The organism is Streptomyces olivochromogenes (assembly GCF_001514115.1).
Lineage (GTDB): Bacteria > Actinomycetota > Actinomycetes > Streptomycetales > Streptomycetaceae > Streptomyces > Streptomyces olivochromogenes.
Genome location: NZ_KQ948468.1, coordinates 191,482 through 205,068, shown reverse-complemented (window position 1 = coordinate 205,068; position 13,587 = coordinate 191,482). Strand labels below are relative to the sequence as shown.

The following is a 13,587-nucleotide window of genomic DNA, read 5'->3' as shown; positions in this document are numbered from 1 at the left end:
ACGTCTCGGCGGCGGTCTGTCCCGATCCGCCCGGCAGGCCCACAGGATAGGCCCGCCGGGCCCGCCTCCCCTTCGTCAGCCCGCCCGGACCGCCCAGGCGCGGCTGGTCCCCCACTCGACGCGCCACACCGCCGCCCGGCCCGTGACGTCGCCCGCCCGCTCGGGCAGATGCACCGGAGCGTCGGCGGCCAGGGGCAGTAACAGCAGCCGCAGCCCACGGTTGCGCGGGGCCGCCGCGGGGAGCCGGTCCAGGCCGATGTCCCAGACGCGTCCGGAGAAGAACTGGTCGGCGACGAGGGTGTCTCCGACGTACGCGCGGGCCACGTCGCCGGTCCAGTGGACGCGCAGGACGGTGCCGGACGGCCGGTGCGGGAGGTCGTCCGGCAGCTTGACGTGGTACTCGGCCGCGCAGGCGGCGAAGTGTTCGTCCGCCGGGGCGCTCGCCCGGCCCAGGGGACCGGTCGCGGTCGTGGGCGGCGGGCCCGCGGGGCGCACGAGGGTGGCGGCGGGCGCGCTGTCCTCGTCGGCCCAATCCTCGGTCGTCCAGCGGGTGAGCACGCCGTCGGCCGTCGCCGACAGGGGTGCCCCGGCCACCGTCAACGGCCGTGCGGGCGTGGGCAGTACGGCGAAGGAGGGGCGCGACGCGGAACTGTGCACGCGGAGTTCGTCCTGGTCGAAAACGACACTGTCCGGGGAGAGGACCAGCCGTTCGGCGCCCCACGCCGTGCCCCGGTAGGCGGTGCGTGCGGTGGTGGCGTCGAGGACGAGCAGGCCCACGTCGTTCCCGTCCGCGGTCCTCACCTGGACGAGGGCGTCGGTGCCGGGACGCAGACCGGTGATCAGAACACGGCCGTCGGCCTTGTCGACCGCCCCGGAAGGCGTGTCGACGGACGCGACCGTGCCCGCGTCCAGGGCGAGTTCGACCGGAACGCCGTCGGTGGCGGCCAGCACCAGGACCGTACGACCGTCGTCCTGGACCCGGCACACCGGCTGGGCGGTGGCCCAGTCGAGCCGCAGACCCGCGATGTCCAGACGCAGCGGCCAGCAGAAGTACGCGCCGGTCGGGACGGTGACCGGGGCGCTCGGCAACGTCAGGGCGGGAGCGTCGGGGAAGTCGACCGTGAAGGTCGTGCCCGGGTGGGCCGGCAGCGGTTCGTGCGGCTGGTGGTTGTTGACGAAGAGGAAGCCGGAGGTGCCGTCGCCGCGCACGGCCCAGCGCAGGGTGTCCCGGTCGGACTGGGAGGCGGGCTGCCGCTCGGGCAGGACGGACTCCATGGGGGCGATCAGGTCGCCGAAGTCGGCCAGCAGCAGGTGCTGGAGGCGCAGTGCGTGGTACGAGGGCCGGACCTGGCCGTACTCGCCCAGTGGCGCCTGGAAGTCGTAGGTGAGGACGGGCAGGTCGTTGGGGTAGCCGGTGGCGTGGGACTCCTGGAGCGTGGTGAGTTCACCCGCCGGGTTCGTGCCGCCGTGGAACATGTAGTAGCCCTGCCAGACCGAACCGCAGCCGATCTTGGTGAGGCCGAGCGCGCCGATGTCGTCGGGCTCGACGCGCGGCCTGCGGTGGTAGGCGACGGCCATGCCGCCGCCGAGCTCGCAGGTGGCCCAGGGAAAGCGGTCCGTGGGCGTGGGGTCGCCGCCGCGTACGGTCGTCGGGCGCAGGTCGGCGCCGATGCCCTCGTCGTCGCGCTGATGGGTGAAGAAGAAGTGCTTGCGGCAGGTGTCCGGCCAGCCGCCGTCCGCCTCCGTCCAGAACGTCTCGGTGTAGCCGCCGTACAGCGGGAGCAGTTCGTCGGACGGCAGTCGGACCCCGCCCCACGCCGTGGACGTCCACAGCGGCGCGCTCAGACCCGCCGCCTGGGCCATCCGCTTCAGGGTGAGGAGGTGGCCGGGCTGGTCGTAGAGCTCGTTCTCGATCTGGATCGCGACGATCGGACCGCCGTGCGCCCGGTCCAGTCCGCGCAGCTGTTGCGCGATCGCCGTGAACCAGCCGCGTACGGGCTCCAGATAGGCGGGGTCGTCGGTGCGGGGCGCGCGGGTGCGGGCGAGCAGCCAGTCCGGGAAGCCGCCGTTGCGGACCTCCGCGTGGCACCAGGGACCGATGCGCGGGATGAAGTCCAGACCGTGCCGGGCGCACAACTCGGCGAAGCGCCGCAGATCGCGGTCGCCGTCGAAGCGGACGCGGCCCTCGATCTCCTCGTGGTGGATCCAGATGACGTAACTGGCGACGACGGTGACCCCGCCCGCCTTCATCTTCAGCAGCTCCTCCTCCCAGTCCCGGGCCGGGTAGCGCGCGTAGTGGAACTCGCCGGAGACCGGGAACCAGGGGCGGCCGCCGCGCGTGAGGTAGCGGCTGGTCACCTCGATGGGGTCGGGCGCCCCCGGGGCGTCGGCGAAGGGGAGGTGGCCGGTCAGGGGCGGTGCGGGGGGCGCGGGGACGCGCAGGAGATGCGGCATCGGGACTTCTCCGGTCCGGGTCGGGGGCGGGCGTCGATTACGGCGGGGTGTGGGTGTGGATGCGGGTGCGGCGCGATGGGGCGGGGTGCGAGTGCAGGGCGGGCGCGGTGGGGTGCCGTCACTCGTCCCCGGTCCCCGTCCCGCTCTCGAGCCTGGGGAGGCTTGGGGCTTGGGAGCGTTCCCAGGCTCAGTGATGTTATCGGTAACATGGCGCGCGTCAAGGGACTTTGGGGCCGATGGCGGAACGGCCCCGGAAGGCCCTGGTCCGCGTCGCGCCGGACCTCCCGCGGGCCGGGCGACGCCCTCGGAAACACCGGGGCCAAGTGGCGTTCCGCCTGTTCCGGAGGCGTTCACGGCGAGGCCACGCCCGTGTCCCCGCGGCCTGGCTGAGTGGTTCCAGCAAGTGAATCGCTCGGAGGCACCGGAGGGTCGCCCCATGGCCGGAACCGAAGCTGTATCCGCCGCCGTCAACCGTCGTCGATTTCTGCTCGCCTCGGGCGCCACGGCAGCGGCCGGCGTCGCCGGAACCAGTGCGGGGGCGTTCCTGCCGCGCCAGCGCCAACAGCCCGCCGTCGAGCCCGCCGCACGGACCGTCGCCCAGCGGCCGCCCCGCAGCGCCCCGCGGGCGGCGCCGTACGCCCTGACCACCCTGGAGACGACGGCCCGCCTCGGCGGCAGCGCCCACACCGGCACCTACCGACGGATGGTCTCGGGCCCCGGCTGGCCCCTGGTCGTCCGCAAGGAGCTCGCCACGCCCGGTGCCGGGCGCCAGGACCGGCGTACCCCGCTCGCGTGCTTCGTACAGTTCACCGACCTTCATCTCGCCGACGTACAGAACCCGCTGCGCACCGAGTTCCTGCGCTCGCGCGGAGCCTCGTCGTGGCGGGCGCAGGAGGCGCTGACGGTGGCCGGGGCGGTCGCGCTCGTCGAGCAGGTGAACGCGCTCGGCGGAGGGCCGAACACCAGGCTGCGCCCCGCCTTCGTGATGACCACCGGCGACAACGTCGACAACAACTCCGCGATCGAGCTGGAGTGGTTCCTGACCGTGATGAGCGGTGGCCGGATCACGCCGAACACCGGTGACCCGCGGGCGTACGAAGGCGCCCAGAACTCCGGTCTCCCCCTGTACTGGCACCCCGGGGACCCCCACCTGCGCGACCTGGACAAGCGGCGCGGGCTGCCCCTGATCCCCGGCTTCCTCGAGGCGGCCACCCGCCCGATCACCAGCCCGGGGCTGCGCATCCCCTGGTACTCCACGGTCGGCAACCACGACGATCTGCCCGGCGGTTGTCTGTCGCCCGCGCTGAACGACTTCGCCGTCGGCTCCCGCAAACTGCTGTCGGTGTCCGCCGCGGACGCGGCCGCCTACGCCAAGGCGCTGGGGTCGGGCGACGATCCGAAGAGCGAGGTGCTCAAGGCGATCCTGACCAGGAACGCGGCCTCGGCGCGGACCGTGACCGCCGACGAGCGGCGCCGGCTGTGCACCCCGCACGACTATCTGGCCGCGCATCTCGACCCCGCGCACGCCGGTGCCGGTCCGGTCGGCCACGGCTACACCCAGGACAACCTGGACGGCGAGCGGATGTACTACTCCTTCAAGGTGGCCGAGAACGTCCTCGGCATCAGCATCGACACGACGTACCGCAGCGGCCACTACGAGGGTTCACTCGGCGGCGACCAACTCCGCTGGCTGGAAAGGACCCTGGCCGCGCACAGCTCCCGGTCCTACGACGCGGACGGCCGGCTCGTCCGCAACACCGGGGCCGACGACGCCCACATCCTGGTCTTCAGCCACCACCACAGCCCCAGCATGACCCGCCGTCCCGACGCCGCCCGCACGGACGAGCCGCGCCACGACGGAGCGGAGGTCATCGCCCTGCTCGGCCGGTTCCCGAACGTGGTGGCCTGGATCAACGGGCACAGCCACGTCAACCGGATCACGCCGCACGCGCACGTGACGCCCGCCCGTTCCTTCTGGGAGGTCAACACCGCCTCCCACGTGGACTATCCGCACCACGCCCGGCTGATCGAGCTGACCGACAACGGGGACGGGACGGTGTCCCTGTTCACCACCCTGGTCGAGTCCGCCGCGCCGCACCATACCGCCCGGGACTTCGACGACCTGTCGGCGGTGGGACTCGCCTCCCTGTACCGGGAAGTGGCCTACAACGCTCCCGGCCTTGCCGAGAGCATGAAGGGTGGCGTCCAGGAGGGCTGGGCGGGCGGTGCCGGGGACCGCAACGCGGAACTGGTGGTGGCGGGAGGCCCGGCGACGGCATGACCCGCCCTCGCCGCGGTCCCTGCCGTGGTTCCAGCCGCGGTCTCTGCCATGGTCTCCGTCGTGGTCCGTGTTTCGGTCCCTGCCGCGGTCCCTTCGGTTGTTGTCGGGGTGTCGGCGGTTCTTGTTCATTTCATTGACACGAGTCACCTGCGGTCATAGTTTTCGCGCCGTACCCGTGCCGTGTGACGGCGTGTCACGTCCGGACTCGTGCCTGGTGTGTTCAAGGGCCGAACGCGGCCGCCGTCGTCGGCGCGCGTACCCGCGGTTCACGACGACGTGCCCGCGCACCGAAGGAGTGACGGCTCATGTCCCACACCTTTTCCCGGCGTTCGACCCTGCGTCTGCTGGGCGGCGCCATCGCGGTCGCCGCGGCGGCCACCACCGCCGCCGGCCCCGTTCCGCTCGCCCGGGCGGAGTCCAGATCCGGCGCCGGCCCTCGCGTAGAGGGCTTGATGGTCAAACTCACTCTTGACGAGAAGATCTCCCTGCTGCACGGCGCCACCGACCCCGCCTCGCTCGGCCAGGCCGGGTACGTACCCGGAGTACCCCGCCTCGGCATCCCCCCGCTCCGCCTCGCCGACGGCCCCGCCGGAGTCCGTGTCACCCGGCACGCCACCGCCCTGCCCGCCCCGGTGCTTCTCGCCTCCGCCTTCGACCCCGGCCTGGGCCGCCGCTACGGGCAGGTCATCGGGCGTGAGGGCCGTGCTCTCGGCCAGGACGTGCTGCTGTCCCCGATGGTCAACCTCATCCGCACCCCGTACGCGGGCCGCAACTTCGAGACCTTCAGCGAGGACCCGCTGCTCGCCGGCGACCTGGTCGCGGCCGAGATCCGCGGCATCCAGGGCGAGGGCCTCATCGCGACCGTCAAGCACTTCGCGCTGAACAACCAGGAGCAGGACCGCAATTCCATCGACGTGCGGGTCGACGAGCAGACCATGCACGAGGTCGAACTGCGTGGCTTCGAGGCGGCGGTCGCCGCCCGCACCGGAGCGGTCATGGGCGCGTACAACAAGGTCAACGGCACCTTCGCCTGTGAGAACAAGACGCTCCTCACCGACATCCTGCGCGAGCGGTGGGGCTTCGGCGGCTGGGTGATGACCGACTGGTTCGCGGCCCACAGCACCGTCACCGCCCTCACCGCGGGCCTCGACATGGAGATGCCGGACGGGACGTACTTCGGGGCCGCCCTGAAGACGGCCGTGCAGAGCGGCGCCGTGGCCGAGTCCTACGTCGACCGGGCCGTACGCCGCGTCCTCGCCGTGATGGACCGCTTCGGGCTGCTCGACGGCAGCGTCCCGCCCCGTCCCGCCCGCGACCCGAAGGCGGGCGCGGCCGTCGCCCGGGAAGTCGCCCAGGCGGGCGCGACGCTCCTGCGCAACAGGCGACACGCACTGCCCCTGACCGGCGCCGCCGCCCGCAGCATCGCCGTCGTCGGCCCCACCGGCTCCCTGCCGTTCATCAGCGGTGGCGGCAGCGCGCACGTCGTCCCGGACCACGCCGACAGCCCGCTCGACGCCATCCGCTCCCGCGCGGGAGGCGGCGCCCGGGTGTCGTACGCGCTCGGTGAGGACCTCTTCGGCAAGGCGATCCCCGACGGGGCGCTGACCGCGGGCATCGACACCGAGGGCCAGCGCGTCGCCGCCGGAGGGGCCTGGACGTACACGGGGACGCTCACCGTCGCGGACGCCGACGAGTGGACCTTCGTCATCCACTACTCCGGCATCCGGCCCACGGTGTTCGTCGACGGCGTCGAGCTCTTCCCGCCGCTGCCCGGCTACGGCGAGTACTTCAGCGGCGGTCTGGTCTCCGCGGCGCCCGACGGACTCGCCGTACGCCGCAAGGCCCTGAACCTCTCCCGGGGCGCGCACCAGGTCTCCATCACCGCCCAGGGCGCCGACACGGGACAGCTGTTCCGGCTGCGGCGCATCACCGGCGCGACCCGAGCGCAGGACGTCGCCGAGGCGGTGGACGCCGCGCGCGCCGCCCACAGCGTCGTCCTGTTCGCCTACGAGGACGCCACCGAGGGCCTGGACCGCGGCACACTCGCGCTGCCCGGCAACCAGGAGCGGCTGATCAAGGCCGTCGCCGCGGCCAACCCCCGGACGGCCGTCGTCCTCAACACCTCGTCCTCGACCTCGATGCCCTGGCTGGACGGCACGGCCGCCGTGCTCCAGATGTACTACCCGGGCCAGGAGGGCGCGGCCGCCACCGCCGCCGTCCTGTTCGGCGACTGCGATCCCGGCGGCCGGCTCACCCAGTCCTTCGCGGTCGACGACGCCCACCACCCGGTCGCGGGCGACCCGCAGCGCTATCCCGGCGTGAACGGCACCGAGGAGTACTCGGAGGGGATCCACGTCGGCTACCGCTGGTACGACGCGCAGGGAGTGCGTCCGCTGTTCCCCTTCGGGCACGGACTCTCGTACACCTCGTTCGCGTACGAGGATCTGCGGGTCCGGGGAAGAGAGGTCGCCTTCACCGTGCGCAACACCGGGCGGCGCGACGGTGTCGAGGTGGCGCAGGTCTACCTGGGGCCGTCGCCCGATCTCCGGCTCGACCAGGCCGTACGGGTGCTGGCCGGGTACCGGCGGCTGACGCTGCGGGCGGGGGAGCGGCGACGGGTGACGGTGCGCCTCGACCCGCGCACGCTGTCGTCCTGGGACGCGGGGCGGCACGACTGGGTCCTCGGCACCGGGCGGCGCGCGGTGTGGGCGGGATCGTCGTCGCGGGACCTGCGGCTGCGCGGCAGCGTGGAGGTGGGCGCGTGACCAGGGGGCGGACCGTCCGATCCGGCCGTCTGCGCACGCTGGTGGTGGGGGCGACGGTCCTCGCCGCCACGCTCGCCGCCCCGACTCCGGCCGACGCCGCCCCGGCCCCGGCGCACGCCGCGCAGGACCCGACCGTCGTGCGCACCGCCGCCGGCCTGGTCCGGGGCGAAGCCACCGCCGAGGGACGCCAGTTCCTCGGCATCCCGTACGCACAGCCGCCCGTCGGCGCTCTCCGCTGGAAAGACCCGGAGCCGGTCGCACCCTGGCGCGGAGTGCGCACCGCACGGGGCTTCGGCAACCGGTGTGTGCAGACCTCCAGTTGGGACCCCGGCTACGAGCGGCCCAGCCACACCGAGGACTGCCTCGACCTCAACGTGTACGTCCCCGAAGGCTCCGGAAGGCGGCCGGTGATGGTCTGGCTGCACGGCGGCGGGCTCACCGCGGGCGCCGGCGAGGACATCGTGCCCGACACCTTCGCCCGCCGGACCGGCACGGTCGTCGTGACCGTCAACTACCGCCTCGGCGCCATGGGATTCCTCGCCACGGCCGGACTCGACGGCGAGGCACGCGACGGGGTCTCGGGCAACTTCGGCATGCTCGACCAACAGGCCGCACTGCGCTGGGTGCGCGCGAACATCGGCCGTTTCGGCGGTGATCCCGGCCGCGTCACCGTCGCGGGCGAGTCGGCGGGCGGCCGCTCGGTCTGCACCCAGCTGGCCTCGCCGACCTCGAAGGGCCTGTACCGGGCGGGGATCGTCGAGAGCGGCGCGTACGGGAACTGCGCGGCGCGCACCCACGAGGCGGCCGTGGCCGCCGGCGCGGCCTTCGCGCGGAAGGTGGGCTGCGCCGATCTGTCGGCGGCGTGTCTGCGCGGCAAGTCGTCCGCGGAGATCCTCGACGCGCAAGGCGGATTCGACTGGGGGCCCGTCGTGGGCGGCGCCTTCTTGCCGGTACAGCCCTTCGAGGCGTACGCGAAGGGGGCCGCGGCCCGGGTCCCCGTGCTCAACGGGGCGAACGAGGACGAAGGGCGGCTGTTCGCCTTCGCCCGGTTCGACCATGCCGGCACCCCGCTCACCGCCGAGCGGTACCCGGCGGTCGTGAAGGACGCCTGGGGCACCGAACTGGGCGAACGGGTGCTCGAGCGCTATCCGCTCGACGGCTACGCGTCGCCGACCCTCGCCTACGCCACCGCCTTCGGCGACTACCTCATGGCGTGTCCGGCGCTGCGGCTCGACGCGGTGCTCGCCGGACGCGGACCCGTGTACGCGTACGAGTTCGCCGACCGTACCTCGCCGCCGTTCGCCTCGCTGCGCGATCTCCACACGAGCTTCGACTTCGGTGCGACCCATGTGAACGAGGTGCAGTACCTCTTCAAGCACTTCGGGCTCACCACCCCGCTGAACGCGGAGCAGCGGGTGCTGTCACGGCAGATGATCCAGTACTGGGGGTCCTTCGTCAGGGGCGGGGTGCCGCGTGCCGAGGGGCAGCCCGAGATGCCCGGCGGAGCCGGTCCGGTGTTCTTGCTGCGGACCGCCTCCCGGGGCGGGAACAGCGTGACCACGACCGTCCACCGGGAGCATCGGTGCGACCTGTGGGACGCCGCCGCGCGAGGCTGAGCGGTAGGCTTCCCGGCGTGCGCCCGTCGTCGCGGGCGCACGCCGGGAAGTGTGCGATTCGGGAGGAACCGGCGTTGGACGTCCAGCATTGGCTCGAGACGGTGCCCGCGGTCAGCATCTATGCGCTGGTGGCCCTGGTCATCGGCCTGGAGAGCCTGGGCATCCCGTTGCCCGGTGAGATCATCCTGGTCTCGGCGGCGCTGCTGTCCTCGCAGCACTCGGGTATCAACCCCGTCGTCCTCGGGGCGTGCGCCAGCATCGGCGCGATCGTCGGCGACTCCATCGGCTACGCCATCGGCCGCAAGGGCGGGCGCCCCCTGCTGGCCTGGCTGGGAGCGAAGTTCCCCAGGCACTTCAGCGAGGGGCACGTCGCGACCGCCGAGCGGTCCTTCCAGAAGTGGGGCATGTGGGCCGTCTTCTTCGGCCGGTTCATCGCACTGCTGCGGATCTTCGCGGGGCCGCTCGCGGGTGTGCTGAAGATGCCGTACTGGAAGTTCCTGATCGCCAATGTGCTGGGCGGGATCATCTGGGCCGGGGGTACCACCGCGGTCATCTACTACGTGGGTGTCGTCGCCGAGTCCTGGCTGAAGCGGTTCTCGTGGGTCGGGCTCGTGGTGGCCGTGCTCATCGGGCTCGCCTCGATGCTGATCGTGAAACGCAAAGCGAAGAAGGCGGCGGCGGAGATCGAGACGGGGGAGCGGGAGCCGGTGGCGGCTGCCGAGTAGCTTTTGTTGTCGGGTGCGTGCGGGCTGTATGTGGCTGGGCGCACCCACGCGGCGGAGCCGCACAGTGAGCACAGCCACGCGCACAGCACAACCACGCGCACAGCACAACCACGCGCACAGCACAGCCCCGCGCACGTGAAGGGGCGCTTCAGCTCCCGTGTGCTTCCTTGTGCGTCTTTGCCAGGTCCACGTAGAAGGTGCCGTTCAGGGTGAGTCCCTGGCGTTCCTCCTCCGTCAGGGGGCGCTTGACCTTGGCGGGGACCCCGGCCACCAGGGAGCCCGGCGGGACCTGCATCCCCTGGGTGACCAGGGCCTGGGCCGCCACCAGGGAACCGGCGCCGATCACCGCGCCGTTGAGGACCGTGGCGCCCATGCCTATCAGGCAGTCGTCCTCGACCGTCGCCCCGTGCAGCACGGCGTTGTGGCCGACCGAGACGCGCTCGCCGACCGTGATCGGGAAGCCGGGGTCGACGTGGAGGGTGCAGTTGTCCTGGATGTTGCTGTCGGCGCCGATGACGATCGGACCGAAGTCGGCGCGCAGGACCGCGCCGTACCAGACGCTCGCGCCCGCGTGCAGGGTGACGTCCCCGATCACCACGGACGTCGGTGCCGTGAACGCCTCCGGGTCCACCTGCGGCTCCTTGCCGCCGATCCCCATGATCAGCGCCTGCTGCGTCATCAGCGTCTCCTCGTTGTCGTCGGCGGCGGCGGTACAGCGGCACCGTATGTCATCGCTCCCGGCCCCGGTGGGGCGAAGATCACAGCGGTGATCTCTGCTGGGCCCAGGCCCCCCTGAGTACGGTGAGCGGGTGCCCAGCAACAGGAACGTGTTCTCATCATGGCGGCGCCGCCTCGCGCAGCGCGCCGTCCACGCGTGCTGGGCCTGGGTGCAGCGCACGGGTTCGGTGACGGCCGAGCACCCGGGGCGGCTGCGCTTCGGCGCGATGGGAACGGGTACCAGACTCGCCTTCCCGCTGGGCACCGTCTTCGGTGAACCGTGGATCCACCTCGGCGCCCACTGCATCGTCGGCGAACAGGTCACCCTCACCGCCGGTCTGATGCCCGATCTCGACCTCGGCGCCGACCCGATCCTGCGCGTCGGCGACGGTGTCGTGCTCGGCCGCGGCAGCCACGTCATCGCCGACACGACGGTCACGATCGGCAGCGACTGCTACTTCGGGCCGTATGTGTACGTGACGTCCACGAACCACTCGTACGACGATCCGCACGTGCCCATCGGCAAGCAGTGGCCCCGGATGGAGCCGGTGGAGATCGGATCCGGCTGCTGGATCGGCACCGGGGCGGTGATCCTGCCGGGGGCGCGGATCGGGCGGAACGTCGTGGTGGCGGCCGGCGCGGTGGTGCGCGGCGCGGTGCCGGACCACTCGGTCGTGGCGGGGGCCCCCGCCCGGGTCGTACGGCGCTGGGACGCGGTCGACGGCTGGCAGCCGCCGCTGCGGACGCCCGCGCCGGTCCCGATTCCCGACGGGGTGACCCCGGAGCAACTGCTCGCGCTGTCGGAGCTGGACGAGGAGACCGTGGAGCGGCTGGCGGAGCTGGACGCCGAGTCGTCCTGAAGCCGATCGGGTACCGATCAGCCGGTGGCCAGAAGTACCGTGCCGACCAGCGCCAGGCCCGCGCCCGCCGCCTGGATTCCGCGCAGCCGTTCGCTGAGGAAGCCCCGTGCGGCGAGGGCCGTGACCACCGGATAGAGCGAGGCGAGAACGGCTGCCACCGTGACCGGGCCGTGCTGGGCGGCTACGGAGTACGTGCCGTTCGCCGCGACGTCCGCGAGGCCGACGAAGGCGAGCGCGGGCAGGGAGTGCCAGGGGAAGCCACCCTCGGGAAGGGCGGCGGCGCCGCGCCGCACGGAGACGAGGAGCGCCGTGCCACCGGTGGCGACGTTGGTCAGGCGCTGCACGAACAGGGCGAGGAACAGCCCGGTCACCGACGAGGACGCCTCCGCGATCAGCACGAACACCGTGCCGAAACCGAGCGCGGCGATCAGTGTGAGCAGGACCGCCTGCCGCTGCACGGGGGCGCCTCTCAACTGGGGCCCGCCGGTGAGCACGACGCCCACGACGGCGACCGCGATGCCCGCCACCTGCGTCAGCCCGGGGCGCTCCCCGAGGAAGAGTCCCACGGCGATGGGGACGGCCACGGCCAGGGAACCGAGTGGGGAGACGACGCCCATCGGGCCCAGGGCGAGCGCCTTGTAGAAGGAGAGCAGCGCGACCGGTCCCACGAGTCCCGCGGCGAACGCGAACCACAGCTGCGGTCCCGCCGCGCTCCAGCCGCCGGTCGCGACCACGATCGCACCCAGCACCGCCGCCGCGATCGACTGCGAGACGACGACCACGGTGAGCGCGGGCGTACGCCGGGTCAGCAGCCCTCCGCCGAAGTCGGCCAGGCCCCACAGGAGGCTGGTGGCCAGGGCGAAGAGCGCTGTCTGTGCCGTCATCGGGCCCCTCGCAGTACAGTTCAGTGAACGATCAGGTGCACCACAGCATAGTTCATTCTATTGAACTCTGTAATATAAAATATTGGACTCAGTCTCATGGACGGAATGTGTCGGATCTCGACCTGCTGACCCAGTCGCTGGCGCGCAACGTCAAGCGCTGGCGCACCGAGCGCGGCTTCACTCTGGACGTGCTCGCCGGCCGTGCCGGAGTCAGCCGCGGCATGCTCATCCAGATCGAGCAGGCCAGGACCAACCCCAGCATCGGTACCGTCGTGAAGATCGGTGACGCGCTCGGCGTCAGCATCACGACCCTCCTCGACTACGAGCAGGGCCCCAAGGTCCGGATCGTCCCGGCCGAACAGGCCGTACGGCTGTGGCACACGGACGCGGGCAGCTACAACCGCCTCCTCGCCGGTACCGAGGCGCCCGGACCGCTGGAGATGTGGGACTGGCGGCTCATGCCGGGCGACGGCAGCCCCTCGGACCCGCACCCCACGGGGACGGTCGAACTCGTCCACGTCATGGCGGGCGAACTCACCCTCAGTGTCGACGGGACCGACTACCGCGTCCCCGAGGGCGCGAGCGTGTCCTTCGAGGCCAACACCCCCCATACGTATGCCAACAAGGGCGACGTGCCGGTGGAGATGGTCATGGCGGTATCGGTCCCGCTCGTGCACTGAGACACCCCGCCGGGCGGACCGGAGCGGCTGTTAGCGTGCGCTCATGCGCGCTCCCATCGGACACTTCGACCACGCCACGGCCGCCCCCGACTGCCTCGACGGGCTCACCCGCCCGGTCGCGGACGGCGTACGCCACTGGCGCGGCACAGTCCCCGCCGACCAGATCGTGTACGTCGACACAGACCCCGAGTGGGCCGACACCGCGACCTTCGTCGAGCACTACGGCAAGGAACTGCTGGACCAGTCCGCCAACTGCGTGGTCGTCGCGGGCAAGCGCGGCGGCGAGACCACGCTCGCCGCCTGCGTGGTCCTCTCCGCCACCCGCGTCGACGTCAACGGTGTCGTCCGCCGCCAACTCGGCGCCCGCAAGGCCTCGTTCGCCCCGATGGACACCGCCACCGGCGAGAGCGGCATGGAGTACGGCGGCATCACCCCGATCGGACTGCCGGGCGACTGGCCGGTGCTGGTGGACTCGGCGGTCGTCGAGCTGCCGTACGTCCTGGTGGGCAGTGGCCGGCGGCGCGGGAAGCTGCTGGTACCGGGCAAGGCGTTCGCTGAACTGCCGAACGCGGTGGTGCTGGAGGGGCTGGGCATCGCCTGACCGG

10 protein-coding genes are annotated in these 13,587 nt (G+C 72.3%); 7 read left to right on the top strand and 3 right to left on the bottom strand.

Annotated features, from left to right (window positions below; translation table 11 throughout):
- Positions 1 to 75 precede the first annotated feature (75 nt).
- Positions 76 to 2,454 (bottom strand): beta-galactosidase, encoded by a 2,379-nt coding sequence (locus tag AQJ27_RS37635; protein ID WP_067378979.1) that lies wholly within the window; start codon positions 2,452 to 2,454, stop codon positions 76 to 78.
- Between the two features lie 436 nt (positions 2,455 to 2,890).
- Here AQJ27_RS37635 and AQJ27_RS37630 point away from each other — a divergent pair, with 436 nt between their 5' ends.
- The 4 genes from AQJ27_RS37630 to AQJ27_RS37615 all read left to right on the top strand — a co-directional run bounded on the left by AQJ27_RS37630 (position 2,891) and on the right by AQJ27_RS37615 (position 9,841).
- Positions 2,891 to 4,735: a TIGR03767 family metallophosphoesterase gene (locus AQJ27_RS37630; protein ID WP_067378976.1), complete on the top strand. Its 1,845-nt coding sequence runs from the start codon at positions 2,891 to 2,893 to the stop codon at positions 4,733 to 4,735.
- Positions 4,736 to 5,040: 305 nt separating this feature from the next.
- Positions 5,041 to 7,500, top strand: a complete 2,460-nt coding sequence (locus AQJ27_RS37625; RefSeq protein WP_067378973.1) for a beta-glucosidase family protein — start codon at positions 5,041 to 5,043, stop codon at positions 7,498 to 7,500.
- Positions 7,497 to 9,116 carry a carboxylesterase/lipase family protein gene (locus AQJ27_RS37620; protein WP_235613710.1) on the top strand — a complete coding sequence of 540 codons (1,620 nt, stop codon included), beginning with the start codon at positions 7,497 to 7,499 and terminating at the stop codon, positions 9,114 to 9,116. Before AQJ27_RS37625 ends, AQJ27_RS37620 begins: the two co-directional genes overlap by 4 nt.
- Positions 9,117 to 9,190: 74 nt before the next feature.
- Entirely contained in the window at positions 9,191 to 9,841 is a 651-nt protein-coding gene (locus AQJ27_RS37615) for a DedA family protein (RefSeq protein ID WP_067378970.1), read from the top strand.
- A gap of 148 nt (positions 9,842 to 9,989) precedes the next feature.
- Here the strand turns inward: AQJ27_RS37615 and AQJ27_RS37610 are convergent, their stop codons facing one another.
- Positions 9,990 to 10,520, bottom strand: a complete 531-nt coding sequence (locus AQJ27_RS37610; protein WP_067378967.1) for a gamma carbonic anhydrase family protein — start codon at positions 10,518 to 10,520, stop codon at positions 9,990 to 9,992.
- A gap of 130 nt (positions 10,521 to 10,650) precedes the next feature.
- Between AQJ27_RS37610 and AQJ27_RS37605 the strand changes: the two genes are divergently transcribed.
- The gene (locus tag AQJ27_RS37605; RefSeq protein ID WP_067378965.1) at positions 10,651 to 11,418 is read left to right on the top strand and encodes an acyltransferase; all 768 of its coding nucleotides are present in this window, start codon (positions 10,651 to 10,653) and stop codon (positions 11,416 to 11,418) included.
- 17 nt (positions 11,419 to 11,435) lie between these two features.
- Here the strand turns inward: AQJ27_RS37605 and AQJ27_RS37600 are convergent, their stop codons facing one another.
- Positions 11,436 to 12,302 carry a DMT family transporter gene (locus AQJ27_RS37600; RefSeq protein ID WP_067378962.1) on the bottom strand — a complete coding sequence of 289 codons (867 nt, stop codon included), beginning with the start codon at positions 12,300 to 12,302 and terminating at the stop codon, positions 11,436 to 11,438.
- A 107-nt stretch (positions 12,303 to 12,409) separates the two neighbouring features.
- Between AQJ27_RS37600 and AQJ27_RS37595 the strand changes: the two genes are divergently transcribed.
- On the top strand, positions 12,410 to 12,982 hold the full coding sequence (locus AQJ27_RS37595; RefSeq protein ID WP_067378960.1) for a helix-turn-helix domain-containing protein: 573 nt from the start codon (positions 12,410 to 12,412) through the stop codon (positions 12,980 to 12,982).
- 43 nt (positions 12,983 to 13,025) lie between these two features.
- Positions 13,026 to 13,583, top strand: a complete 558-nt coding sequence (locus AQJ27_RS37590) for a YbaK/EbsC family protein (RefSeq protein WP_067378957.1) — start codon at positions 13,026 to 13,028, stop codon at positions 13,581 to 13,583.
- Positions 13,584 to 13,587: the final 4 nt, after the last annotated feature.

Excerpts from the sequence above, each read along its gene's own strand:
- AQJ27_RS37635 (WP_067378979.1), bottom strand. The coding sequence starts at position 2,454 with ATGCCGCATCTCCTGCGCGTCCCCGCGCCCCCCGCACCGCCCCTGACC.
- AQJ27_RS37630 (WP_067378976.1), top strand. The coding sequence starts at position 2,891 with ATGGCCGGAACCGAAGCTGTATCCGCCGCCGTCAACCGTCGTCGATTT.
- AQJ27_RS37625 (WP_067378973.1), top strand. The coding sequence starts at position 5,041 with ATGTCCCACACCTTTTCCCGGCGTTCGACCCTGCGTCTGCTGGGCGGC.
- AQJ27_RS37610 (WP_067378967.1), bottom strand. The coding sequence starts at position 10,520 with ATGACGCAGCAGGCGCTGATCATGGGGATCGGCGGCAAGGAGCCGCAG.
- AQJ27_RS37600 (WP_067378962.1), bottom strand. The coding sequence starts at position 12,302 with ATGACGGCACAGACAGCGCTCTTCGCCCTGGCCACCAGCCTCCTGTGG.
- AQJ27_RS37590 (WP_067378957.1), top strand. The coding sequence starts at position 13,026 with ATGCGCGCTCCCATCGGACACTTCGACCACGCCACGGCCGCCCCCGAC.